The organism is Lyngbya sp. PCC 8106 (assembly GCF_000169095.1).
Lineage (GTDB): Bacteria > Cyanobacteriota > Cyanobacteriia > Cyanobacteriales > Microcoleaceae > Capilliphycus.
This window is the reverse complement of record NZ_AAVU01000002.1, coordinates 154853-178150: the sequence shown is the minus strand read 5'-3', so window position 1 is coordinate 178150 and position 23298 is coordinate 154853. Positions and strand designations below refer to the sequence as shown.

The 23298-nt window shown below is 41.9% G+C and carries 24 protein-coding genes and 1 pseudogene; 17 read left to right on the top strand and 8 right to left on the bottom strand.

The window, feature by feature from the left end; all coding sequences use genetic code 11:
• The first annotated feature begins 179 nt into the window (after positions 1 to 179).
• Positions 180 to 788 carry a 30S ribosomal protein S4 gene (gene rpsD / locus L8106_RS01885; RefSeq protein ID WP_009782470.1) on the top strand — a complete coding sequence of 203 codons (609 nt, stop codon included), beginning with the start codon at positions 180 to 182 and terminating at the stop codon, positions 786 to 788.
• A 97-nt stretch (positions 789 to 885) separates the two neighbouring features.
• Here the strand turns inward: rpsD and moaA are convergent, their stop codons facing one another.
• Both moaA and L8106_RS01875 read right to left on the bottom strand, forming a co-directional pair.
• Positions 886 to 1872: a GTP 3',8-cyclase MoaA gene (moaA, locus tag L8106_RS01880; RefSeq protein WP_039895278.1), complete on the bottom strand. Its 987-nt coding sequence runs from the start codon at positions 1870 to 1872 to the stop codon at positions 886 to 888.
• A gap of 105 nt (positions 1873 to 1977) precedes the next feature.
• Complete coding sequence (locus L8106_RS01875; protein ID WP_009782468.1) at positions 1978 to 2466, bottom strand: hypothetical protein; 489 nt, start codon at positions 2464 to 2466, stop codon at positions 1978 to 1980.
• Positions 2467 to 2629: 163 nt separating this feature from the next.
• Between L8106_RS01875 and L8106_RS31885 the strand changes: the two genes are divergently transcribed.
• Genes L8106_RS31885 through L8106_RS01860 form a run of 4 tightly spaced genes read left to right on the top strand, consistent with a single transcriptional unit; the run spans position 2630 to position 4876 of the window.
• Positions 2630 to 2779: a hypothetical protein gene (locus tag L8106_RS31885; protein WP_009782467.1), complete on the top strand. Its 150-nt coding sequence runs from the start codon at positions 2630 to 2632 to the stop codon at positions 2777 to 2779.
• Between the two features lie 24 nt (positions 2780 to 2803).
• Positions 2804 to 3127, top strand: coding sequence for a hypothetical protein (locus L8106_RS01870; protein WP_009782466.1), 324 nt, complete (start codon positions 2804 to 2806; stop codon positions 3125 to 3127).
• A gap of 34 nt (positions 3128 to 3161) precedes the next feature.
• Entirely contained in the window at positions 3162 to 3779 is a 618-nt protein-coding gene (locus L8106_RS01865; RefSeq protein ID WP_009782465.1) for a hypothetical protein, read from the top strand.
• A gap of 38 nt (positions 3780 to 3817) precedes the next feature.
• Complete coding sequence (locus tag L8106_RS01860; protein ID WP_009782464.1) at positions 3818 to 4876, top strand: ATP-binding protein; 1059 nt, start codon at positions 3818 to 3820, stop codon at positions 4874 to 4876.
• Positions 4877 to 4977: 101 nt separating this feature from the next.
• Here L8106_RS01860 and L8106_RS34390 read toward each other — a convergent pair.
• Positions 4978 to 5331, bottom strand: a pseudogene (locus L8106_RS34390) (DUF5615 family PIN-like protein).
• The gene (locus tag L8106_RS01850) at positions 5331 to 5564 is read right to left on the bottom strand and encodes a DUF433 domain-containing protein (RefSeq protein WP_009782461.1); all 234 of its coding nucleotides are present in this window, start codon (positions 5562 to 5564) and stop codon (positions 5331 to 5333) included. The pseudogene L8106_RS34390 and the gene L8106_RS01850 overlap by 1 nt, the downstream one beginning before the upstream one ends.
• 103 nt (positions 5565 to 5667) lie before the next feature.
• Here L8106_RS01850 and L8106_RS01845 point away from each other — a divergent pair, with 103 nt between their 5' ends.
• The 5 genes from L8106_RS01845 to L8106_RS01825 all read left to right on the top strand — a co-directional run bounded on the left by L8106_RS01845 (position 5668) and on the right by L8106_RS01825 (position 10474).
• A complete protein-coding gene (locus tag L8106_RS01845) occupies positions 5668 to 6072 on the top strand; it encodes a hypothetical protein (RefSeq protein WP_009782460.1) in 405 nt (134 codons plus the stop codon).
• A gap of 3 nt (positions 6073 to 6075) precedes the next feature.
• Positions 6076 to 6504, top strand: a complete 429-nt coding sequence (locus L8106_RS01840) for an HNH endonuclease (RefSeq protein ID WP_009782459.1) — start codon at positions 6076 to 6078, stop codon at positions 6502 to 6504.
• Between the two features lie 76 nt (positions 6505 to 6580).
• Positions 6581 to 7849 (top strand): cobalt-precorrin-5B (C(1))-methyltransferase CbiD, encoded by a 1269-nt coding sequence (cbiD, locus tag L8106_RS01835; protein ID WP_009782458.1) that lies wholly within the window; start codon positions 6581 to 6583, stop codon positions 7847 to 7849.
• Between the two features lie 253 nt (positions 7850 to 8102).
• A complete protein-coding gene (gene guaA / locus L8106_RS01830) occupies positions 8103 to 9722 on the top strand; it encodes a glutamine-hydrolyzing GMP synthase (RefSeq protein ID WP_009782457.1) in 1620 nt (539 codons plus the stop codon).
• A gap of 407 nt (positions 9723 to 10129) precedes the next feature.
• Positions 10130 to 10474, top strand: a complete 345-nt coding sequence (locus tag L8106_RS01825) for a hypothetical protein (RefSeq protein ID WP_009782456.1) — start codon at positions 10130 to 10132, stop codon at positions 10472 to 10474.
• Positions 10475 to 10550: 76 nt separating this feature from the next.
• On the opposite strand, the gene L8106_RS01820 is transcribed toward L8106_RS01825, so the two are convergent.
• On the bottom strand, positions 10551 to 10937 hold the full coding sequence (locus L8106_RS01820; RefSeq protein WP_009782455.1) for a Mo-dependent nitrogenase C-terminal domain-containing protein: 387 nt from the start codon (positions 10935 to 10937) through the stop codon (positions 10551 to 10553).
• 489 nt (positions 10938 to 11426) lie between these two features.
• Here L8106_RS01820 and L8106_RS01815 point away from each other — a divergent pair, with 489 nt between their 5' ends.
• Complete coding sequence (locus L8106_RS01815; protein ID WP_009782454.1) at positions 11427 to 13127, top strand: tetratricopeptide repeat protein; 1701 nt, start codon at positions 11427 to 11429, stop codon at positions 13125 to 13127.
• A gap of 60 nt (positions 13128 to 13187) precedes the next feature.
• Positions 13188 to 14090, top strand: coding sequence for a type II secretion system F family protein (locus L8106_RS01810; RefSeq protein WP_009782453.1), 903 nt, complete (start codon positions 13188 to 13190; stop codon positions 14088 to 14090).
• Positions 14091 to 14151: 61 nt separating this feature from the next.
• Here the strand turns inward: L8106_RS01810 and L8106_RS01805 are convergent, their stop codons facing one another.
• The gene (locus tag L8106_RS01805) at positions 14152 to 14772 is read right to left on the bottom strand and encodes a DUF3177 family protein (protein WP_039895275.1); all 621 of its coding nucleotides are present in this window, start codon (positions 14770 to 14772) and stop codon (positions 14152 to 14154) included.
• A gap of 133 nt (positions 14773 to 14905) precedes the next feature.
• Positions 14906 to 15133, bottom strand: a complete 228-nt coding sequence (locus L8106_RS01800; RefSeq protein ID WP_009782451.1) for a Calvin cycle protein CP12 — start codon at positions 15131 to 15133, stop codon at positions 14906 to 14908.
• 413 nt (positions 15134 to 15546) lie between these two features.
• On the opposite strand from L8106_RS01800, the gene L8106_RS01795 reads away from it, so the two are divergent.
• From L8106_RS01795 to L8106_RS01775, 5 genes are all read left to right on the top strand, one after another.
• Positions 15547 to 16815: an FIST N-terminal domain-containing protein gene (locus L8106_RS01795; protein ID WP_009782450.1), complete on the top strand. Its 1269-nt coding sequence runs from the start codon at positions 15547 to 15549 to the stop codon at positions 16813 to 16815.
• Positions 16816 to 16981: 166 nt separating this feature from the next.
• Positions 16982 to 17581: a hypothetical protein gene (locus tag L8106_RS01790; RefSeq protein WP_009782449.1), complete on the top strand. Its 600-nt coding sequence runs from the start codon at positions 16982 to 16984 to the stop codon at positions 17579 to 17581.
• Between the two features lie 312 nt (positions 17582 to 17893).
• On the top strand, positions 17894 to 18967 hold the full coding sequence (locus L8106_RS01785) for an ABC transporter ATP-binding protein (RefSeq protein WP_009782448.1): 1074 nt from the start codon (positions 17894 to 17896) through the stop codon (positions 18965 to 18967).
• 9 nt (positions 18968 to 18976) lie between these two features.
• A complete protein-coding gene (locus L8106_RS01780) occupies positions 18977 to 19777 on the top strand; it encodes an ABC transporter permease (protein WP_009782447.1) in 801 nt (266 codons plus the stop codon).
• A 5-nt stretch (positions 19778 to 19782) separates the two neighbouring features.
• Positions 19783 to 21654, top strand: a complete 1872-nt coding sequence (locus L8106_RS01775) for a Gldg family protein (protein WP_009782446.1) — start codon at positions 19783 to 19785, stop codon at positions 21652 to 21654.
• An 80-nt stretch (positions 21655 to 21734) separates the two neighbouring features.
• Here the strand turns inward: L8106_RS01775 and L8106_RS01770 are convergent, their stop codons facing one another.
• Positions 21735 to 23135, bottom strand: a complete 1401-nt coding sequence (locus L8106_RS01770) for a diguanylate cyclase domain-containing protein (RefSeq protein ID WP_009782445.1) — start codon at positions 23133 to 23135, stop codon at positions 21735 to 21737.
• Positions 23136 to 23298 lie beyond the last annotated feature (163 nt).

Genomic DNA, 23298 nt, shown 5'->3' with positions numbered 1-23298 from the left:
TGCAAGGGAACACGCACCACCACAGAACAGATTTTACTATAACCGTTAGTCAAAGTTCCCGATTATCATATCATTACTTTTTCGCTTCTGGCTCGACTTCAAATTAGGAGTTGATTGTTGGTGTGGTAGAAGACTAAAATAGAGGTTTGGTAATAAATATTATGGAGAGAGGAAGTTAAATGTCTCGATATAGAGGCCCCCGTCTAAGGATTGTTCGTCGTTTAGGAGACTTACCCGGATTAACTCGGAAAGTCGCTAGACGCGCTTATCCCCCAGGTCAACACGGTCAAGCCCGTCGCAAACGCTCTGAATATGCGATTCGTTTGGAAGAAAAGCAGAAACTCCGGTTCAACTACGGTCTTTCTGAAAAGCAATTGCTGCGTTATGTCAAAAAAGCACGTCGAGCCACAGGTTCAACGGGTCAAGTTTTGCTACAAATGTTAGAGATGCGTCTGGATAACACCATCTTCCGGTTAGGGATGGCTCCGACAATTCCCGGCGCTCGTCAGTTAGTCAATCATGGTCATGTTACCGTTAATGATCGGGTGGTCGATGTGGCTAGCTATCAGTGTCGTCCTGGAGATGTAGTTGGGATCAGAAACAAGGAAAAATCTCGCGAAATGGTGAAAGCCAACCTCCAGTATCCGGGTTTAGCGAATGTTCCCTCTCACCTGGAGTTAGACAAAGAAAAACTGCTCGCTAAGGTGAATAGTGTTATTGATCGCGAATGGGTCGCACTCCAAGTTAACGAACTGTTGGTGGTTGAGTATTACTCACGTCAAGCTTAATTATGGTTTGTGGGTTGGTTGTTAGCGGAGGAAGGAAGAATTTGAGAAGGGAATCAAAACAATAACGCTGCTTTCTTCTCCTCTCCCCTCTCAACAACTAACCACCAATTTGTGACATGGTGCGACTATAACCGTCGGTTGTCCCTGCTTCTCGTTGTTTGAAGTTGATATCGGGTTTGATGCGAAGTAGGTATTCTACCCGTTCTCGCAACTCCTCAAAGGAAACACCTTGACGAAGCGGGGTTTTAAGGTCTATCTGACCCGTTTCATTGAGGAGACAGGGACGCAACCAACCATCAGCCGAGAACCGCATCCGGTTACAGCGATCGCAAAAACACTCCGACATCTGACTAATAAAGCCCAGTGTTCCTTTGGCGCCCGGAATTTGAAACACATCCGCAGGGCCGTTTCCCCGTACATCAGATTCGGTTAACCCCCAGCGATCGCGAATTTGTTGTCTGAGGTCAACTGATGCGATCCAACCGCAATCATCAAATAATTGACCATTCCCAATTGGCATAAACTCAATGAAACGAACGTGCCAATGTCGATCTATCGTTAAAGCAGCCAGGTCTAACACTTCTTGATCGTTTACCCCTGGAATTACCACCACATTCAACTTCAGGGGATCGAACCCAACTCGATAAGCGGCTTGAATACCGTCCCAAACCTGTTGCCAGCGATCGCGTCCTCGATTACCAATAATCTGATTAAACGTATCAGGATCGAGAGAATCTAAGCTAATATTAATCCGTCTTAACCCTGCATCATACAACGATTGCGCCCTGTTTGCAAGTAAAAAGGCGTTGGTGGTCATCGCCAAATCTTGAGTTTCGGGAAAAGCCGCAATTTCTTTGACTAAGTTTACCACCCCCGGACGCAACAACGGTTCACCGCCTGTTAGCCGAAAGCGAGTAAACCCCACCGGAATAAATACCTCTCGCAGCAGCGTTAACAGTTCATCGTTGGTGAGGAGGTTCTGCTGCAAAATATAGTCGATTTCCGCCCCTTCCGGCATACAATATTGACATCGGAAGTTACAACGGTCTATTAGGCTAATGCGGAGATAATCGACTGTATTCATAGAGAATTTGTGACCCTGGCTTCGTCTATTCTCCTATTATGTCGAATTTATGTGCGATCGTCACAAACTGAGTGAATTGCTATTTTCATTCATCAATTCACTTTTTTAATCCTTTAGCCCTTCATTCCCTAAGTCGAAATTTGGAATTGATAATTCTGTTGCTTGGGAAGTTGGAATTTTCAAGCTAAAAACAACAACTAACTGATGATTGTCAATATGAATATTATTAACATTAACAACGCTTTTTTCCGGTAATAAACTCTCCAGTGAAACTTCAGAAGGAGGTTGACATTTATATCCTGCATCATCCAACCATTCTGCAACATTTCTCCAGTTTTCGATCCGCTCATCACACTTATCGAGTAAACTTTTCACGTATCTATATAAAGTCGCACATAGGTCAGTCTCAACCCCTTTAGGATTTTTACCGAGTTTTTCAGCAATTTCGCTAGGACTATAACCACACAACAACCCTCGCAGATGTAGCTTCTCCATCGGAGTTAGACGTTTACCCTTCGCAGAGGCGAGGTCAATATACAAAGTTTCTAAGTCCCAATCTCGTGCAGCCTGGTTGAACTGTTCGTCAGTGGACATCGGAAAGTCCTATTAAATTCCTGATGTAATCCTACCATGTTTCCTGACCTTCATCAGACAAACATTCAAGAAACCTGAAATATGATCGGAATATAGCAAGCTTACCAGGGTCAGAAATTAATCAGGCTATTGATAAGCGAACTCAAAGAACTTAACAAAACTCATGTTGGATATTGTACTGCAAGTTGCTGTTTCAGCGATCGCAGGTACTGTTGTTGGTGTTGCTGCAATCATTGAGGCTTTGTCAAAACCCTTTTCTAAGTTATGGAAAAGCTTAGTTGCAACAGGTAATTTTAGTAAGCTAAGTTTGTAGTAATTACATCTGGAGGAAATATTAATGGGATTTTTAAAAAAATCAGGTCGTTTATTCAATCAGTTAGTAAATTGGTTAGGAAAAGTTTTTAAAAAATTTATTCATAATCTGATCAATAATCTCAATAAAGTTTGGAAACAAGTAGAAACTGCTTTAATAAAAGCCTATGGCTTTGTACATGGATTGTATGTAATCTTCTACAAAGGTTATGAGACGATCATGGAAGTTTGGGATTCCAAGTTTCGTGGTAAGCCATCCCAAGTTTTTACAATCAAGGAAGCACCTCAAGATTCTCCACTACCAACTCGAGAGAATTCAAAACCCATGGTATTAGAAACCACCAAATAAGTTCTATAATCATTAATTAAAACAGCAGTAAAAAATGGAAATAAATTTAGAAAATAAAGTATATCTACAAATCGGTTTTCGTTCACCTGAACCTTCTAGTCAATTGAAAACTATTGAGTTATTCGGAGTGCCTGGTCAAAAAAACAAGAATGGTAATTGTACAATAAATGAGAAAATACAGCAATTTTTTGATGATTTAATAGTCAGAGATTTATTTCGCAGAAGTAGTCGTTTATCTAACTGTAGTTTTACAGATCTAAAAATATGGCTTTATGACGAAGATAATAAGATTAGACAAGAAAATGTTGGGTACAGAATTCCAACGATTGATCATTGTGATGTCCTGATCCCATCTCACAGTCCAGCTTCTAAGTTGAAAAAAATTTATGTATTGGATAATGAGCTAAAGGGTGAAGAACGTGAGGAGTGGCTGGACAATTCTAACAAACTCTTTAAGCCCTTATTTGGTAATTTTATCGTTCCACCGGAGAAGCTAGAAATAGTGACAAATGTAATTAAATCTGATCGCCCATTCAGTCAAGTTTTGGGTTCTTTTGTAGGTTTTGTAGATAAAGTAAGTAAAGCTGGAGATCCTTATGTAAAAATGAAGAAAGAATTGTTCTTTAATGCTTTGATTATCCAGATAGATTAATCCTTTGATGTAGTTAAAATTGTAAAGAGGAAAGACTAATGCCAAGACCCGATAAGCTAGAAGCATTTCGTCAGGCAGCAGGAGAAAATCGTTCTAGCTCTCAGAAAGACGATGCTCAAAAAACTGAAAATTCCAATAAAGAACAAGAATCAAAGATAGATTTTAGCCTTTATATCCGAGAGCCAAAGTACACACTCCAAGATGTCATTCTAACCGCAGAAACTCGACATCAGGTAGATTTAATGATGGCTGAACTTAAGCATCAGAAATTAATCTATGAAACATGGGGGATAGGAGAAAAGCATAAACTTGATAAATCTCTTTCCATTAACTTTTATGGCCCCCCTGGAACTGGAAAAACTCTTACAGCCGAAGTAATAGCTCATGCACTTAACCGAAAGATTCTCGTTGTTCCTTATCAGCAACTTGAATCAAAGTATGTTGGTGAAACACCGAAGAATATTTCAGATGTCTTTAAGTTTGCAACTGAAAAGAATGCTATCTTATTCTTTGACGAAGCTGATTCTTTTTTAGGTAAGCGTTTAGAGAATGTTACGCAAGCTGTTGATACAGCAGTGAACTTAACTCGTAGTGTAATGCTGACTGAGCTTTCTAAGTACGAAGGAGTTGTCATTTTTGCAACCAATTTATACAGTAACTACGATCCAGCTTTTGTCAGTCGAATTCGACGAACAATTAAGTTTGAGTTACCGGATGAAGAAGGACGTGTTAAAATTTGGGAAGCTCAAATTCCAGAAAAACTGCCGTTAGATAGTTCAGTAGATTTTAAATACCTTGCAAAACAGTTTGATCAAATCTCCGGGCGAGATATCAAAAATGCTGTTTTTCAAGCTGTTGTAGCTGCGGCGCATGAAGATAAACCCGACTCCGAAAAGAAGGTTACTCAGGAGCATTTTGATAAAGCAATTACTGAAATTATTGATGCGAACAAAGCAGCAGAAAAACCTCAACCTCAGTTAGTTCCTGTAAATGAGAAGGTAGACTTACCAAAAGAACAACCGAATGCACTATCTGAATCTACAAATGGGAAGGTAGAGAACCCCTCAGAACCGCTAGATACAGCATCTAACAATTAAATTTGCTGTTTTTAAACAAATAAGGCGATCGCATACCCTTTTCCCTTCAAAGTTGAGTGCGATCGCTTTTTTTATTAATTTTTAGAGATTACACTTTGTCTTCACTGATGTATAATAATAGCATTGCGACTCATCTCAATCAATGAATTTTGTTCAAAGAGTTCGACTATTTCAGATAGATGATTTGTAAATAAATTCATCAGTTCGTTATTGCTAATGTTACCTGTTGTAATCAGCAAAAGCTTATAAGGTTGTTGTCGAATTAAAAACGAATCCATAAAATCTCTATCTTTGGTGATAACAACTCGGCTTTCGTCGATTTAAATCAAATTAATTTCTGTATCTGGTGTTGCATTTTTTTGAGGTAAATCCAGGGTATGAACTGTATCATAACCTGCAATTTGTAAAATACGTGCAAGACGCATCGGTAATTGTGCATCAATTAAAAATTTCATTACACTATCTGATATATCCCCTTGATTTGAGTGAGTCGAGTTGCAAATTGTAAAGCAGCTAAGATATCATCGCGTTCTAAATCTTCATAATCTTCTAAAATTTCCTCCGGACTCATACCCGAACTCAATAACTCTAAAATAAACTCTACAGGATAACGCAATCCTCGAATACAGGGTTTACCATGACATATATCTGGATTTAAGGTAATTCTTTGAGAAATTAGATTTTCCATTTTTGAGTAATAATTAATGATTTGTGATGATTTGACATTCTAAATTGTAACATTTGATGTATAATATAACCTCTAAAGCTTGACAAAATCATAGAGGCTAAAGATGCAGGTTGAAACCGTTACCCTTCAAATACCAGAACCTCTGTATCAGCGTTTAGTGAATACCGCTCGTGCGACAGGACAGTCTATTGAACAAGTAATGCTTCATGCTTTACAAGTGGGTAGTCCTCCAACTTATGAGGATGTACCCGCAGAGTTTCAAACTGAACTAGCTGCTTTAGATCAATTAGATAATAATACACTTTTGCAAATTGCTAACAACCGAAAAACAACAGCAGAAATGGAGCGATACAATATTTTACTTGAGCGGAACCAAAGTAACAGTCTTACGGATACTGAACAACTTGAACTGATAAAATTACGACAAGAAGCAGACCTTTTTATGCTGCGAAAAGCTCAAGCATCAGCCTTACTTCGCTGGCGAGGATATAACCTAACTCTATCTTAAATCATGTCTGCTTATATTCCTAAAAATTTACGCACTCAAATTGAGCAAAGCGATCGTTGTCGTTGCTGTTACTGCCAAACGAGTGAAGCTAATAGCGGTATTCCCATGACATATGACCATATTTTACCTCGTTCTAAAGGGGGAGAAACAATCTTTGATAATGTTTGTTTAGCTTGTCGTACCTGTAATGAATTTAAAAGTGATATAACAGAAGCTATCGATCCTTTAACAGGAGAAACCGTTTTTTTGTTTAACCCCAGAAAACAACAATGGTCAGAGCATTTTCAATGGAGTTATGACGGAATTAGAGTAGAAGGTTTAACTAGCAGGGGTCGAGGTACAATTATTGCTCTACGGATGAATAATTCTGTAATTTTAGTCGCTCGAAGACGTTGGGTAATGAATGGCTGGCATCCTCCAAATGATAATTGAAAATTAATTTCTTATCCATTAAACAAGCTTTTAATTGTTAAAATAAATAATATTACTTCATGCTAAAATTAAATCAATGACCCCTTCTCAACCTCGTTCTGGATATACTTTACCCGTGTTTGCTTGTGCAGGAGCGATCGCAGCCTTGAAGTATTTACAGCAGTTTTCAATGAATGACTATGAAGGTTCTCCCCAAATTTGGGGGGTTAGGGGGGCAAAACTTCCTACATCTCAACAAAAGCATCCTCTCAATACTGTTGAAATTGATTTAATTGAACCCGCTCAAACGGTTGAAATTACCATCGAACAAATTGCTAAAATTAAACCCAACACCGCTTTAGCTATTACCCGTTCTGATCCGGGAGATAACATCGATTTAACTCGCAATACTCCGATTTGGGCGATGGTAGAACTCATCGAAAATACTGTTGAAATTCCCGATAATAAAACCAATATTATCGGAGAACAAAACGAACAAATCACCTTAATCGGAGGTGAAGGAATTGGTTATAATAAAAATAGTGGAAATCCAGCAATTTATAGTTATGCTCAACGGTTATTTCAAACAAACTTAGAACGACTCCTCAAACCCACAGACAGAATACAAATTACCATCATTTTACCCGAAGGTCGGCAACTGGCAAAACGAACCTCAAACGAAGCCTTTGGAGTCGTAGAAGGCTTATCCCTACTCGGTACAACAGGTATCTCCCAACCCCTCAGCGCACCCGGACAATTAGAAGCCTATTGCGAGGAACTCAACCAAAAAGCCACTCAGTATAAATCCTTAGTATTTTGTGTGGGAGAAAATGGTTTAGATCTCGCCCAAAAATTAGGAATTTCCCCCGAACAAACCGTCAAAACCGCCAATTGGTTAGGGCCAATGTTAGCCGCAGCCGGACTTGCTGGAATCGAGTCTATTCTATTATTTGGTTATCATGGAAAATTAATCAAGTTAGCCGGGGGAATCTTTCACACCCATCATCATCTCGCCGATGGACGTCTAGAAATATTAACCGCTCATTGCGCTAACTTAGGCTTATCCACCGAGCATTTACAGACAATTTTTCACTGCGAAACCACCGAAGCTGCATTAAACCACCTGCGAAGCCTCGATGAAAATTCCGAATCACAAAATTTGAGTTGGGTCAAGCAAATTTATGAATCGATCGCATCTACAATTGACCAAAGATCACAAGCGTATATCCGCGATCGTATACAGCGTCAGGTTATCGTGGGTTCAGTATTGTTTGATCGTAAGCGTAAAATAGTTATAAAAAGTGCAGCAGGCGATACACTTTTAACAGAAATTTGCTATTCTAGTCAAAATAATCACTTGCTCTAATCAGTCGGGAAATAGAGTTGTCACCCCAGCTCGAATCAGTCGGAAAAAAGTATTTGATTTTATCCCCAAACCCCGATGAAAGAGCAACTCGCAACTGGTCTTCTGGGATATTCCCAGACAAAGGTTTTGAATCTGTTCCTCACCTAGTCAGTAACAGAAAAAAACCCTCTCTATTGGCTAAATTCGGCAGAGATAGAGAGGGTCTGGTTATAGTTATCCAAGTTCTTATTTATTCATTAATCCCAACCTCGATATGGCTCCCCAGACCGAGACAGTAACTCAACCCCAATCAGACACCCCTATTGTTGGGTCCGTCAACCGACAAATGATTGTCATTATGGATTTCGGCTCACAATACTCAGAGCTAATTGCTCGCCGGATTCGAGAAACAGAAGTCTATTCAGAAGTTATTTCCTATCGCACCACTGCTGAACAACTTGCAACCTTAAATCCCCAAGGCATTATACTCTCTGGCGGCCCGAATTCAGTTTACGATCAAGGTGCGCCCCATTGCGATCCCAATATTTGGAATCTGGGTATTCCGATTTTAGGAGTCTGTTATGGGATGCAATTGATGGTACAACAGCTTGGCGGTCAAGTCGAACGCGCTCAACGGGCTGAATACGGAAAAGCCTCTCTACTCATTGATGATCCGACTGACTTACTCACCAACGTTGAAAATGGTTCAACCATGTGGATGAGTCACGCCGACTCTTGTACTCAGTTACCGACAGGCTTTGAAATTCTCGCCCATACTGAGAATACTCCTTGTGCGGCGATCGCAGAACACGAACGGAAACTCTACGGCGTTCAATTTCACCCCGAAGTCGTTCACTCAGTCGGGGGTTTAGCCCTAATTAGAAATTTCGTTTATCACATTTGTAACTGTCAACCCACCTGGACAACCGAAGCCTTTGTGGAAGAAGCAATTCGAGAAGTTCGGGCGAAAGTCGGTGACAAACGAGTTTTACTAGCGCTTTCCGGTGGTGTAGACTCCTCAACCCTGGCGTTTTTAATGCACCGAGCCATTGGTGATAATCTCACTTGTATGTTTATCGATCAAGGCTTCATGCGGAAATATGAACCCGAACGCCTGGTCAAGCTATTTGAGGAACAGTTTCACATTCCCGTACAATACGTTAACGCCCGCGAACGTTTTCTGACCAAACTCAATGGCGTAACTGATCCCGAAGAAAAACGTAAAATAATCGGTCACGAATTTATTGGAGTATTTGAAGAAGAATCGAGCCGACTCGGGCCATTTGATTATCTCGCTCAAGGCACCCTTTACCCAGATGTGATCGAGTCTGCTGATACCAACGTTGATCCGCAAACCGGGGAACGAGTCGCCGTAAAAATTAAAAGTCATCACAATGTCGGGGGTTTACCCAAAGATTTACGCTTTAAACTGATTGAACCTCTGCGAAAGTTGTTTAAAGATGAAGTTCGTAAAGTCGGACGTTCGATTGGTTTACCAGAAGAAATTGTTCGCCGTCATCCTTTCCCCGGGCCTGGACTCGCCATTCGGATTATCGGGGAAGTGACTCCTGAACGTCTACGAATTTTGCGAGATGCAGATTTTGTGGTTCGCGATGAAATTAGTAAACAGGGAATTTACCACGATTTTTGGCAAGCTTTTGCGGTGTTGCTTCCGGTTCGTAGTGTTGGAGTAATGGGAGATCAACGCACCTATGCTCATCCGGTCGTTCTGCGGTTTGTATCGAGTGAAGATGGGATGACAGCCGATTGGTCACGGGTTCCCTATGATTTATTGGAAATCATCTCAAACCGGATGGTCAATGAGGTCGAAGGGGTTAATCGGGTGGTTTATGACATTACCTCTAAGCCGCCTGGAACCATCGAATGGGAATAGATATCAGTGATTAGTGATCAGCGCGAACTGCGATCTTGGGGTCTCCTCCAGTAGAGCAACTTCGCGCTGAGAGTAACCAGTTAACAGTAAATAGTAGATAGAGAATATTGATAACTGATCACTGTAAAAGCTGGTTACTGGTTACTGTAAATTAGTTAGCCAGCAAGCGTCTTACTTGCAACACTGTTGTCATTACAGATGAAAACCCTTGAGAATTTCTACACCGATTTCAACTTCCCGGAAAATGTTAAGGAAAATTCACTAATAGCTTAAGAACAGGTTATATTTTGTGGAAAAGCTCAAAAAGTTTGTGGAAAAGTGGAAAAGTTTTGTGGAAAACCTAGTTCTAGTCTAGAGAATCAAGAGCTTAATGACTGACTAATTCGTGATCAAGTATTGAGAGTTCTATGGATTATAAAACAGCCCGCAACTTCGTGATCACTCAAGGAAAAGCCCTAGAAACCCAAAAAAACCCCGATGCTTTTCTGTTCCGCCTGAAACAAGGTCAGCCTCCGATACCCGGTCAACTCACGTCAATTTTGTTAGCGTTAAAAATAGTCTTTGATGCGGCGAAAGACAGTTCAGCCCTAGAACGAGAATTAGTTTCTGCCTTGTATCAATTATCAATAGAAAGTCACCTGCTATTTGAAGAAGGTCGGAGTCAGGGGGTTGAATGGCCACCGTTGTTAAAAGAAGATATCAAGCGAGTTCGTCTGGCGGTTGGAAGTATTTTTTCGGGTCAATGGTCTTGAAACTGGAAAATAGAGATCAAGAGGACTGAGTTTCAAATGACGGGTGCTTTTCAGCCCTCCAAGCTGTAAGTCGTTTTCAGTTTGTACAATAGGGCGTAATATCTTCCCCACAGACATCAGCTAGATAACACAATGCTCGAAACCGTAGGCTAACAACTTCTTCGTAAACCGGATTGAGTTTGCACAAGGGAGGAATATTGACAATGACTCGACCTCTAAACTGAATTGTACGCTCAAAAGGACATTGGGCTGGGATCAGTTGACATAAAAGTTTAGCAAATTTAGGATCTTTGACCTCAATTCCCTCAAGCGACTGTCGCAAGGGTTTTAGAGGAGCAAACTGAGGTTTTGAACCCAAGAACTGCTTTAAGCTTTTAGAGATGCCTTCAGAGGCATTTTGTCCGTGAGACTTGACCCAACTAGCAAGGGCTAGATGGGGCATTGTATAATATGCAATATTCATTAGTTAACTCATTCTATGCCGACAAAATGCAAAAGCATCCTACTATTAGGGTCTACAGCACTTTGTCGATCAGATCCGAATAGCTACGCAAAATCAACTGAGGAGTGAACTATCCAATTCTTGAGTCTGCTGAAGTTCCCGACCGAAAAACTGAGGTGGTGAACTAATAGCATGACAACTCCCATCAACCATCTTGCCCTATTTGAGAATAATTATGTCGAAATTTGAATCAGAACTATAAATAAAATATATATATTCCATAATTTATTTATATATTCTTGGGATTGACAGCGTGTTTAAAACGTGATATTTGCTATCTGCTCAAACAGACAATTTCAGAAACCAAAAGCTGCGGGAAAGTCTAAGTCGGGTGTGTGAGCGCAGCACAACGCACAGAGGAAACTCCATTCAAAAAAGAACGAAACCTTGTTCAGTCGGCAATTAAAATAGAAAAATAAAAAGTCAGCACTCAGAACTCAGAGGTGGCAAATGCCAGAAGAATTGACCTCCCTAGCTCTCCCCTTAAAATCTTCATCTCCTGCAAAACCAACTGCAACATCCCAGTCTGGACTGTTTGGTATCTTTAAAGCCTACCCCGAGTTTAGGCGTGGAAATCGCTTATACGCACTTGATCGCTTTGAAGCCGCATTTTATCACTATGACCAAGCCATTCAATACAAGTCAGACTGGTATGCAGGCTGGTTGCGACGGGGAAATTCCCTCAGAAAGTTACAACGCTACAAAGAAGCCTTAGCCTCCTACGATCGCGCCATCAAAATCAAACCCAAAGACTATTGGGGATGGACATTTCGGGGGATTACCCTATCCAAACTGGAACGATACCCAGAAGCGATCGCCTCCTTTGACAAAGCCATTAAAATCGAACCCAATAACTTTGAAGCCTGGTACGAAAGAGGACTTGCTTTAGAATCAACTTTTAAATTTTCCGCCGCCGCCGCCTCCTACAAAAGAGCCATTGAAATTAAACCCGATATGTCAGCCATTTGGTACCATCAAGGCAATGCGCTGATGAACGAAGAACGCTACGAGTCGGCTGTAGAATCTTACGATCGCGCCGTACAGTTGCAACCCGATAACTTTGAAGCCTGGTTTAATCGGGGTGAAATGCTGATGAATCAATATAAATATTCTGAAGCAGTAGCCTCCTATGATCGCGCCCTACAACTCCAACCCAAAAGTTACCAAGGTTGGTTTAATCGCGGGATCGCCCTGCAAAAACAACACAAATATGCTGAAGCCGTCGCTTCCTACGAACAGGTGATTCAGCTTCAACCCCAAGACTATGAAGCCTGGTTTTATAAGGGTATGGCGTTAAAGTCCCAATGGCCGGAAGCCGCTTTAAGCAGTATCGATCAAACCCTACAAATGAATCCTGACTCTCCGGCGGTTTGGATCAGTCGGGGTCAAATTCTCCTCGATCTCCAACAATATCATTCTGCGATCGCCGCATTTGATAAAGCCACCCAAATTAACACCAATTTTCCCGAAGCTTGGTTAGGTCGAGGGATTGCCTTGTGTGAATTGGGACAATACCAAGAAGCCATCATCGCCTATGATAACGCCTTACAAATTGAACCCGATTTTCTCGAAGTGTGGAACTGTCGAGGTGAAGCCTTAGAACAGTTAGATCGCTATGAAGAAGCGGTGATCGCTTACGATAAAGTGTTACTTCTGACGTCAGAAAATCAAACCCTAGCAACACAAGCCGGATTACAACGAGGTGAAGCGTTAGAAAAGCTAGAGCGATATTCTGAAGCGATCGTTGCGTATAAAAAAGTTGTTCGACTCCGACCCGATAATTTTGAAGCTTGGATCAAACTCGGACAAGCTTGTGAACAGGTGCAGCAGTATTCTAGTGCATTTGAAGCCTACAGCCAAGCCATTCAAATTTGGCCCGATAATTATACTGTTCGGTTGATGTTGGGGAGAGTGTTAGAAGCGACTCACCAATATCAGCAAGCGATCAATACTTATGATCGGATCATCCAACGTCAGCCCGATTGTTGTGAAGCCTGGATCAGACGAGGACAAACCTTTGAACAGTTGCAGCGCTATCCAGAGGCGTTTGCTTCCTATGGAGTCGCCCTAGAACTCAAACCGAATCATTCCGAAGCGATCGCCAAGCGAAATCAACTCTTAGTTAAGTTGCAAGCAGGTAACGGTGCTTAAGAGATTCGCCATCTTCTGAGGCTCCTTTATGCAACAATATGGGGTTAGTATTTGGAACGCATGACTCCGCAACAGAAGGCTCGATTCTTCTCAAAGTTCGCGACTTTGCTCAACTCTGGCTTTAGTATCCAAGAGATCATCGACTTATTGGTTCAACAAAGTGATGATCGATTGGCTCGTTATCTCAATAAAGTCAGTACAGCCGTTGCTTTGGGAGACGATCTCGCCTCAGCACTTGCTCATGCGCCTCGGTACTTTGATCGCTGGACGATTAGCCTGATTCAAATTGCTGACTATAGTGGTGCATTGCCAGAAATGTGCTACCGTTTGTCACAAATCGCTCAACGGGAACATGATTGTCAGAGTCTTTACCGTTCTGTCAAAGTGGCTGCGATTACAACGATAGTGAGTGTTTCGGGGTTAATTATTACTCTGCTTTATACATCCAAAAGTCCGATTTGGGTTTGGGTATTGGTGGGAATTTTTCTTATGGCTTTGGGTTTTGTTGCTCCTAAAATTGCACCTCGTTTACCTTTAGTTCGACGAATTTTTACTGCCCGTTCGATGCTTGATCTCGCAGAACTGGAACTTCCTCTCAATTGTGGTATTCCAGTTTTAACCGCGATTGAACTGGTTCGCGATCGCATTCCTAAGTCTTCCAAAATGTCTGGAACACTGACAATTGCTTTAGGTCAAATTCCAGCCGGGTATACTTTTAGCCAAAGTGTGGAAGGTCGTTTACCCTCTATGGCTATTCAAATTCTGCGAACTGGAGAAGAAACAGGTCATCTCAATATTGCTCTACATAAACTCGCTAATTATTATAATAAACAGTTTGAGCAAACGATGTATTTATTGCAAGCTATTTTAATTCCGTTGAGTCTTTTGGCTGCGGGTGGTTTAGTGGCTGTTTTAGCAATGGAAGCCGTTAAATCTTTGTTTATTTTACTGCCCGATTACTAATTACAGCAATCTGTGAACAGCTAAAAAAACGGATCACTGATCACTGTAAATTGTAAACGATTTAATGTCCGGTTGCTGAACGTCCTTGTCTTCCGAGTTTGACCACGACAAAATAGCCAAAACAAATCAGATAAACCACTAAACCCGATAATCCAAAAAAGCCTAAGAATTGCGGTGTCAAATTGGGATGAAACATCTCTTTATACATCCAAGGAGTATCTAACCAAATGCGACAAGTTTGATCAGAAATCAACCCATTCGTATCCAAAAATGCACACCGTAAAAAAGGAATAAACAGCAATGCACCCAAGCCATTATAAACTGATACCGCCCATCGCCAGGATGTAAAGCTCAACTTCAATAGAGAAGGTTGTAGATCCTCAAGTTCTTCATTGAGATCAACCCAAAACCATAAACTGACCACAATCAAAATTCGAGCGAGGATCGAAGTGATAAAGCTAATCGGAAAAGCAGCAATCATCAAGTACAGCGTAATCACCAGTAAACTAGACACCCGCCAATAAATCACGAGTAAACGTTGGATCGCATCAATTTTTTGCAGAAAAGCCCAAAAGAGCAAAATTAACGGAGCAATAACTGTAAATAAAACAGCTAGTCTATAGTCCATCCAAACAAAAGATTCCAATACCGGAATGTTAGCGAATGGTAAGATATGCAACATTTTCTAACATTTAGAGCAACAGATTAAACATCAATCAAAAGGGAAGCAACTGGCTCGACACTCGTCAAGTCTCAGTTGCTCACATATACTACAGCCTTTAGTTAACTCGAAGACGTTTCAGCCTCAACAGCCTCTAGTCTTCGTAAACGCGACACTCAGCCGCATCAGGATTATCATCACAATAAACTTCAAAAGAAGACTTGGATTTCTTCTGTTTTTGATGAGCAGATTCAGCTTGTAACTCCTCAACAGCATCCCAAGCGGCTGCACATTCGGCAGAAGTAGAGCCTTGAGTATCGCAAGCAGAGCGAGCCTGTTGACGCTCCTGCTCAATCATTTCATCAATATTATTATTGGTCATTGTGGGTTCGCCTCAACTACATATTTCCTTACAAAGAATCAGCCTAACTGAAAACTAATGAGCTATCAAGTTCGGCTATTTCGCTAGACTGCCTTGCTTAATACTCTAACCACTACTGATCAGTGATAACTCAATCCCCAGCTTGAGCTAGGTATTCCTCTTGATTTTTTAAGGTTTGCCCCTTCACAACTGCGACAAATACAGCTTAAGCCACCAATCGTATATATTTTATCTAAACAAAGCGATCATGTCTCCCACCATAAGCGTGATTGATCAGTATCGGGAGATGGGGAGGTGGGAAGATAGGGAGATCTTGCCTTCTCACTTCTAACTTCTGCGGGACAAGCATGAATTTCTAGATAAGATGAGGCAATTGTGAGCAACTGAATCAATTCAATATCGGAGAGTTTAAGATGGTAGAACCAGCAACAGACCAAATTCAGTGGGTTAATGCCCTCTCAAAACGCCCTTCCCTAGAAGCTGCTATCGATGAAGTTGTAGAGCAAATTCAACAAGCACTACCCGCCTCGCCCAATTTTGGCTTAGTCTTTATCTCCTCTGCCTTTGCCAGTGAATATTCTCGACTGATGCCTCTTTTGCAAGAGCGACTCAACCTTTCAGCAATCATCGGCTGTGGTGGTGGGGGTATTGTCGGGGTCAATTCTAACCGTCAAGCCGAAGAAATCGAAGGAGAACCCGCCCTCAGTCTAAGTTTGGCTCATTTACCTGGTGTTCAAGTTCACCCCTTTCATTTGACGGCTGAAGGCTTACCTGATCTCGATAGTCCTCCCCAAGCGTGGATTGATTTGATCGGAGTTGATCCGAGCCAACAGCCTCAGTTTATTCTGCTAGTTGACCCGATGTACAATCGGATTAACGATTTACTCCAAGGACTCGATTATGCTTATCCCGGTTCAGTCAAGGTTGGAGGTTTAGCCAGTGGGGGTTTGAACAATATCACCGCCGTTTTTTACGATTCCCAACATTATCAAGGAGAAGTCGTAGGTATGGCTCTGTGCGGTAACATTGTCTTAGAAACTATCGTGGCTCAAGGTTGTCGTCCGGTAGGTCTGCCTTATCGAGTTACCAAAGGAGAGCGTAATATTATTCTCGCACTTGAGGAAGAGTTGAGCAGCGATGAGTTATCCTACGGTGGATCGGGAGAATCACTCTCACCCTTAGAAGCTTTGCAAGAATTGGTACAAGATTTGAGCGAACCTGATCGGCAACTTGCTCAAAATGCTCTCTTTGTGGGTGTTGTTCGAGATGAATTTAAACAAAAATTAGAACCCGGAGATTTTCTCATTCGCAACTTATTGGGGGTAGATCCGCGTATTGGGGCGATTGCTATTGGGGATCGGGTTCGCCCTGGACAACGAATTCAATTTCACCTCCGGGATGCTGAAACCTCCAAAGAAGACTTGCAAGCATTACTGACTCGTTATCAACAGCAACATCCAAATTCATCTCAACTGAGTGCAAATGCAGGGGCTTTGATGTTTTCCTGTTTAGGACGGGGAGAAGGTCTCTACGGCGAACCCAACTTTGACTCTAGCCAATTTCAACGTTATCTCAATATTCCGGTCAGTGGTTTATTCTGCAATGGGGAAATCGGCCCGGTAGGAGAAGGGACGTTTCTACACGGTTATACTTCTGTTTTTGGAATTGTCCGCCAACCCTGACTATTTTTTGAGTGAGGCTCAAAAGTCCTCTGTTTCTTTGTTTGGGTAGCAGTTAGCAATGGGGATCGGGTTGACAGACTGTATTCGCTAACTGCTCATTGCTCTAAAATTAACGTTAAGAACAATCTGTCGATTTATTCAAGCTAGAGCTGTTACTTGAGAACTTATGAACCCAAATGCCGAGTCACTTGCTCAACTCCAGCAAATTTTTAAAGTGGGCTTGGAAAGATCCGAGATGATGTTAGAAACAATTGCCAAGTCTCCGATTGAGTTAAAACTCAAAACTTTAGAGATTATTCCTCGTGAACAATTACTATCTCAACTCAAGTCTTCCCTAACTTTGACCGAAATTAGTGCGATGGAACTGATTTTTTCAGGAAATTATGAGGGCATGGCGCAATTGGTTTTTCCGGCTGAAAGTGCTAAATCATTAATTTATCTCATTGAAACACAAGAACGACGAAAATTGGATCAAGACCAAGTTGATCAGGGAATCTTAAGTGAGGTGGGTAATATTTTTTTTAATGGGGTTATGGGAGTGATGAGTACGCTCAGTAACTACGGCATTACTTACATGATTCCTAAATATAAAGTGGGCAATATTGGACAACTTCTATTGTCGAGTTGGTCGAAAAACTATTCTTCTGCCGTGATCGGTAGCATTGAATTTTCGAGTCAAAGAGAACTCTGGTTTTGGTTCCAGGTGAGTAGCTTAGAACCGTTGTTAGAACAAAGTCAAAAAATTTCCGATTATTTTGAAATATAACTCCCAAATTGAACAGCTTTTGCTCAGTTCGCTCTTGATTCGCTCAGATAAACGGGGCGAGGACTGGATAATGAAAGAGGAAGACCTGAAGAATTTCACAAGTCTTTGTACTCTTTGAATTAACTTCTAATTCAGAATTTATAATTGATCATTCATAATTATAACAGAAACCGGGGATTTGCACCTTCACTTTCCAATCATCAATTTATAATTGATCATTCATAATTCTGTTAAAATTATAATTTTGGTGACATCTCCAAGCTGAGATACTATTGATTACTAATCGCATCATAGCAGTTTAACCCACCCCCCATGATCGAAGTCGAAAATCTGTGTAAGATCTATGGTTCAACTCCCGCCCTTCAGGATGTCTCATTTTCAGTGGAAGCCGGAGAAATCTTAGGATTCTTGGGGCCAAACGGAGCCGGAAAAACCACCACACTGCGAATCCTCTCTGGCTACCTTCCCGCCACCAGTGGTACCGCCAAAATCGCAGGTTATGATGTCCATGAACAGTCAATAGCCGTTCGTCAACGCATTGGTTATCTGCCCGAAAACCCGCCATTGTACCCCGAAATGAGCGTGGAGAGCTTTTTGTACTTTGTAGCACGGATCAAACGAGTCGTTGCTGGCGATCGCAGACAAAACGTAGAAGCCGCCCTGAAAAAATGTGGACTGTGGGAACGGCGAAAATCCCTAATTCGCAAACTCTCCAAAGGCTACCGTCAACGGGTTGGCATTGCTCAAGCGTTGGTTCATGATCCCCCTGTAATTGTCCTTGATGAACCCACCGTCGGTTTAGATCCTCGTCAAATCATCGAAGTCCGTAACCTGATTAAAAGCCTTGCCGGAGACCATACAATTGTGTTGTCTACTCATATTCTGCCAGAAGTGAGCATGACCTGTAATCGGGTGACGATTATTAACCGAGGTCAAGTGGTGGCGACGGGAACCCCAGAAACCCTAATGGAAGAACTCACCGCCGGATCAGGATATGAACTCGAACTCGACAGCACGATAGACCCCGAAAAATTAACCCGATTTGAACACATTCCGGGCGTGCGATCGCTACAATATCTTCCAGAGAGTCTAGAAGATCGCCGAAAAATTCAAATCTTCTGTGAACCCAACACCGAACCCGGGCCTGAAATCGTCGCCGCCTGTGTCTCTTGCGGGTTTAACCTCTATGAAATGCGCCGGACTCGCGCTAGTCTAGAAGATGTCTTCCTCGAACTCACCACTCAACAAGTGACTCCAGAAGCTACAGAGATTGTCGAAGTCGAAGAAACTCAACCCGAAGTCCCCGAACCTCTAGACGAAAAACTCGATCCCGTAGACAATAATCAACAAGACATCGACGAACCCGACTCATCGCCAACCCCTTAACAAATTATTATGCTTGTCACCCTCAGCAGCCTTGTTGCGATTTATCGTAAAGAACTCCAAAGTTACTTTGCCTCTCCGCTGGCCTATGCGATCGCCGGAGTCTTTTGGGTGTTGACGGGATATTTCTTTGTTGCCGTTTTGTTAGGGCCAGATGGTTTAATTCAACAAGTCGCCCTTCTTGATCAGTCGGGAATTACTGACCCCCCCATTGACTTACCCTACGAATTTCTACAAGTCTTTTTGCGACTCATGGGTTCGATGTCGTTGTTTGTTTTGCCCATGCTGTCGATGGGACTCTACGCTGAAGAACGCAAACGGGGAACCCTAGAATTGCTCGCCACATCTCCGGTGACAAACTGGGTCGTCGCCACGGGTAAATTACTCGGCGTTCTCACGTTTTACGCCACAATGATTTTACCGTTAATGGCATTAGAAGCAGTTGCCCTGAGTGCGGCTGAACCCCCCATGTCTCCCGCAATTTTCCTAACTGCCCATGCCGGGTTAATATTACTCGCAGGTGGGGTTCTCTCACTGGGAATGTTCATCTCCTCTCTGACCGAAAGTACAATCTTATCGGCTATTTTGACCTTTGCCTTAGTTTTATTTTTGTGGGTGATCGATATCATCGGCAATAGCGTCGGGGGCAACTTTGGAAGTGCTTTAGCTCATCTATCGTTGATTTCCAACTATACCAACTTAATCAGAGGGGTTTTAGATACCAGTAGCCTAATTCTATTTGGGAGTTATATTATTTTAGGAGTATTTCTCACCGCCCAGTCCATTGATGCCCTGCGCTTCCAGCGTTACTAAATTTTATGAAACAGAAAACAGCACCCAGTTGGAAGTTTTTAAAGTATACCTTTTGGCTAGGCCCAGTTTTAATTATTATGGGCTTGTCCGCCGGGTTTGTTTCCGGTAGTTGGGAACCTGTTCCACTGGGGTTAATGATTGCTGGGGTGGTAATTATTGGGTTGTGGTTTTTGTTTCGAGTCTATTTTCGTCAAGGCGATAGTCTCAAACATCCTTATTGGAGTCGTCGTTCCACTCAAGCCGGAACAAATGCTTTTGCGGCGACGGTTTCTGTTTTTTTAATTGTGGGGTTGATTAACTTTTTGGCGGTTCGTCATGTAGTTCGTCTTGACTTAACTGAAAACCAACAATTTACCCTGGCACCTCAAACTCAAACGCTTTTAACCAATTTAGAACAACCGATTAAAGTTCTGGTTTTTGATCGGTCTGGAAACCCCCAAGCCAAAGAACTTTTAGATCAGTATCGTCGCATTGCTCCCGAACAGTTTAACTATGAATTTGTCGATCCGCAAGCCCAACCGGGAGTTGCTCAAGAGTACGGAGTGAGTGAATTTGGTGCAGTCTATTTGGAGTCAGGAGATCAACGCCAATCACTGCAAAAGGAAAGTTCACAAGCACTCACCGAAGCCCAACTGACTAACGGGATTGAACAACTTCTGAGTAACCGTATTCCCAAAATCTACTTTCTACAAGGTCACGGTGAACGTCCGTTAACTGATGGACAAGGCGGTTTACAAAATGCGGTTAATGCTTTAGGCGAGAAGAACTTTGTGATTGAACCTCTGACTCTAACTCAACAGTCTACGATTCCTGAAGATGCCGATGTGATTGTTGTTGCCGGGCCACAACGTCCGTTATTTGAAGGAGAAGTCGAAGCGTTAGACGAGTATTTGGAACAAGGCGGAAGTTTGTTTGTGATGATTGACCCCAAAACTGAACCGGGGTTAAATGAGTTATTAGACAAATGGGGTGTAAAAATTGATGATCGCCTGGCGATTGATGCAACTGGAAGCGGTCGGTTAGTTGGACTTGGGCCGACTGTTCCTATTGTACGAGAATATGGTGAACATCCGATTACTCAAGAGTTTAATAATGGCATTTCTTTTTATCCTTTAGCTCGTCCGGTGGAAACTCGCACTGTTGAGGGGATCACAGAAAGTCCTCTGATTTGGACAGAAGCAGAGAGTTGGGCGGAAACGAATTTAGCCAGTCGGGAGTTAGAGTTTAATCCAGATAGCGATCGCAAAGGGCCGTTATCATTAGGAGTGGCGTTAACAAAACCTGTAGAGGTAGAGGTTTCTCAAACTTCTTCTCCAACGTCTGAAGCCGCAGAAAACACCGCAGAAACTTCAGAAGAAGCAACCGCAGAAACTCCAGAAACTTCAGAAGAAACAACCGCAGAAACAACTGAAGCAACCCCAGAAACTCCAGAAAATTCAGAAGAAACAACCGCAGAAACAACCGCAGAAACTCCAGAAAATTCAGAAGAAACAACAGCAGAAACAACTGAAGAAACTCCAGAAAATTCAGAAGAAACAACAGCAGAAACAACCGCAGAAACTCCAGAAGAAACAACCGCAGAAACAACAGAAGAAACCCCAGAAACCACAGAAGCAAGGTTAGTGGTATTGGGAAATTCTCAATTTGCGACAAATGGTTGGTTTGAACAACAACTCAATGGAGATATGTTCATCAACACCGTGAGTTGGTTAAGTAAACCAGATCAAGCCACACTCTCTATCCGTCCGAAACCTGTGACTAACCGTCGCATCGCCATGACTCCAGTTTTAGGACGATCAATCAGTTGGGCTGCTTTAGTGATTTTACCCTTATTTGGATTCATCACCGCAGCAATTTTGTGGTGGCGACGAAGATAATCTTATTCTTCGGTGAGGATGTTCTATAATCACGCTTAGACACAACAAAATCATCAACAAATTAGCCGCTATAAACACACTCACACTCGTTCTGAAAAAAATTGATATTGATTTTTACCCTGTTGTTTAGCTAAATACATAGCTTTATCTGCATTTTTTAGCAGTTGGTGAGGATATTTCCCATCTTGAGGAATCAAAGCAATTCCCATACTGACTCCGACGTTAACTGTTGTGCCAAATAAGTTTATGGAAGCATTGATCGTCTCAACAATTCTATCAGCAATCTGTTGAACTGTATCGGTATCACTGAGATTGTGCAACAAAACCACAAATTCGTCACCCCCCAGTCGAGCAACAGTATCGACTTCCCTGACACAAGATCTCAGACGTTTCGCAACTTCGATCAAAACAAAATCCCCGGCTTCATGTCCGAATGTATCGTTAATGGGTTTAAAGCCATCGAGATCTAGATAAATGATCGCACTTTGAGTATTATAACGCTGAACGGTCGCTAAACTCTCCGCTAATTTTTCCATCAATAATAGACGGTTATCAAGTCCAGTTAATGAGTCATGTAAAGCCAGTTGTTCGAGGTAATGTTTAGCTGTTTTGAGTTCACCAATAGAAGCGGCTAAGACTAAACTAACAATTGCAGCAACGTTGACAAATAACCAGACTAAAATTAAAGTATTCAGCAGTGAAGGGGAGATAAAAGGGCCAACCTGATGAGTAACCCCAAACAAAGCAAATCCAGAAATGATAAAAATAGCCGTAGAAGCACCCCGAGTCTCGAACCGCAACGGCGCCCAAACTAAAAAAGGATAGACGAGAAAAGCAGGTAAAACGATACTCCGAGACAAAAACCAACCGTTAAAAACAATTCCACAACTCAAAGTTAGAGAAGAAAATAGAATTATCGCTTCGGTTTTGCGTTGAAAAGATAACTTGTGGTTACGCAGGGAAGCCCAAGTAATACAAACGGGAGTCATGACTAATACCCCCATAGCATCTCCCATAATAAACTGTAACCAAAATAAAGCCAGTTCTCCCTGTGGTGTGACTCCACTTAACCATAAACTCGGAACATCAATGAGTGAACTCAGGATGGGACTGAACCCGGCTCCGTATATAATTAGATTTAAAGCATCTTTGATGCGGTTAAGTTCGGGGTGAAAGTGTTGCTTTTTTAGCAAATAAGCCCCTACAACTCCTCCCAGTGATGAACCTGTCGCCATCGCCAGTATTGTCAAAATAGGTAAGGAAAAAGAGAGATTAGCAAGAATGACACCGCAGAAAATACCCAGCCATACACGATAACCATAAATTAATAAAGCTGCTAACCCAATACCCGCAGGAAGCCAAACAAGAGTAACACTTCCCCCAACAACCGAAAAAATCTGCCCAAACTTAGCAGCACTGGTGTAAAGTAGGGAGAGAACAATAATTCGGATAAGATCAATCCTGAGCTGAGAGTTGAGCATTGCACAAAAAAATGGTATTGCTCTTTAAAGAATGAGTTTAAACCCATCAGGGAATATTTAGATGATTTTTCTTCCCTTTGTTGACAAATTGTTATAACCTCTGCAATATAGATGAGATTAGTGGCTCAATTATGAATGAAAAGTAGTAACTTTATTTATATGA

Bases quoted from the DNA above. Each gene is read 5' to 3' on its own strand.
- L8106_RS01870 (WP_009782466.1), top strand. From the start codon at position 2,804: ATGGGATTTTTAAAAAAATCAGGTCGTTTATTCAATCAGTTAGTAAAT.
- guaA (WP_009782457.1), top strand. From the start codon at position 8,103: ATGGCTCCCCAGACCGAGACAGTAACTCAACCCCAATCAGACACCCCT.
- L8106_RS01845 (WP_009782460.1), top strand. From the start codon at position 5,668: ATGCAGGTTGAAACCGTTACCCTTCAAATACCAGAACCTCTGTATCAG.
- L8106_RS01775 (WP_009782446.1), top strand. From the start codon at position 19,783: ATGAAACAGAAAACAGCACCCAGTTGGAAGTTTTTAAAGTATACCTTT.
- L8106_RS01805 (WP_039895275.1), bottom strand. From the start codon at position 14,772: ATGTTGCATATCTTACCATTCGCTAACATTCCGGTATTGGAATCTTTT.
- L8106_RS01840 (WP_009782459.1), top strand. From the start codon at position 6,076: ATGTCTGCTTATATTCCTAAAAATTTACGCACTCAAATTGAGCAAAGC.
- L8106_RS31885 (WP_009782467.1), top strand. From the start codon at position 2,630: ATGTTGGATATTGTACTGCAAGTTGCTGTTTCAGCGATCGCAGGTACT.
- L8106_RS01825 (WP_009782456.1), top strand. From the start codon at position 10,130: ATGGATTATAAAACAGCCCGCAACTTCGTGATCACTCAAGGAAAAGCC.
- L8106_RS01810 (WP_009782453.1), top strand. From the start codon at position 13,188: ATGACTCCGCAACAGAAGGCTCGATTCTTCTCAAAGTTCGCGACTTTG.
- cbiD (WP_009782458.1), top strand. From the start codon at position 6,581: ATGACCCCTTCTCAACCTCGTTCTGGATATACTTTACCCGTGTTTGCT.
- moaA (WP_039895278.1), bottom strand. From the start codon at position 1,872: ATGAATACAGTCGATTATCTCCGCATTAGCCTAATAGACCGTTGTAAC.
- L8106_RS01780 (WP_009782447.1), top strand. From the start codon at position 18,977: ATGCTTGTCACCCTCAGCAGCCTTGTTGCGATTTATCGTAAAGAACTC.
- L8106_RS01795 (WP_009782450.1), top strand. From the start codon at position 15,547: ATGGTAGAACCAGCAACAGACCAAATTCAGTGGGTTAATGCCCTCTCA.
- rpsD (WP_009782470.1), top strand. From the start codon at position 180: ATGTCTCGATATAGAGGCCCCCGTCTAAGGATTGTTCGTCGTTTAGGA.
- L8106_RS01875 (WP_009782468.1), bottom strand. From the start codon at position 2,466: ATGTCCACTGACGAACAGTTCAACCAGGCTGCACGAGATTGGGACTTA.
- L8106_RS01820 (WP_009782455.1), bottom strand. From the start codon at position 10,937: ATGAATATTGCATATTATACAATGCCCCATCTAGCCCTTGCTAGTTGG.
- L8106_RS01815 (WP_009782454.1), top strand. From the start codon at position 11,427: ATGCCAGAAGAATTGACCTCCCTAGCTCTCCCCTTAAAATCTTCATCT.
- L8106_RS01790 (WP_009782449.1), top strand. From the start codon at position 16,982: ATGAACCCAAATGCCGAGTCACTTGCTCAACTCCAGCAAATTTTTAAA.
- L8106_RS01770 (WP_009782445.1), bottom strand. From the start codon at position 23,135: ATGCTCAACTCTCAGCTCAGGATTGATCTTATCCGAATTATTGTTCTC.
- L8106_RS01785 (WP_009782448.1), top strand. From the start codon at position 17,894: ATGATCGAAGTCGAAAATCTGTGTAAGATCTATGGTTCAACTCCCGCC.
- L8106_RS01800 (WP_009782451.1), bottom strand. From the start codon at position 15,133: ATGACCAATAATAATATTGATGAAATGATTGAGCAGGAGCGTCAACAG.
- L8106_RS01865 (WP_009782465.1), top strand. From the start codon at position 3,162: ATGGAAATAAATTTAGAAAATAAAGTATATCTACAAATCGGTTTTCGT.
- L8106_RS01860 (WP_009782464.1), top strand. From the start codon at position 3,818: ATGCCAAGACCCGATAAGCTAGAAGCATTTCGTCAGGCAGCAGGAGAA.
- L8106_RS01850 (WP_009782461.1), bottom strand. From the start codon at position 5,564: ATGGAAAATCTAATTTCTCAAAGAATTACCTTAAATCCAGATATATGT.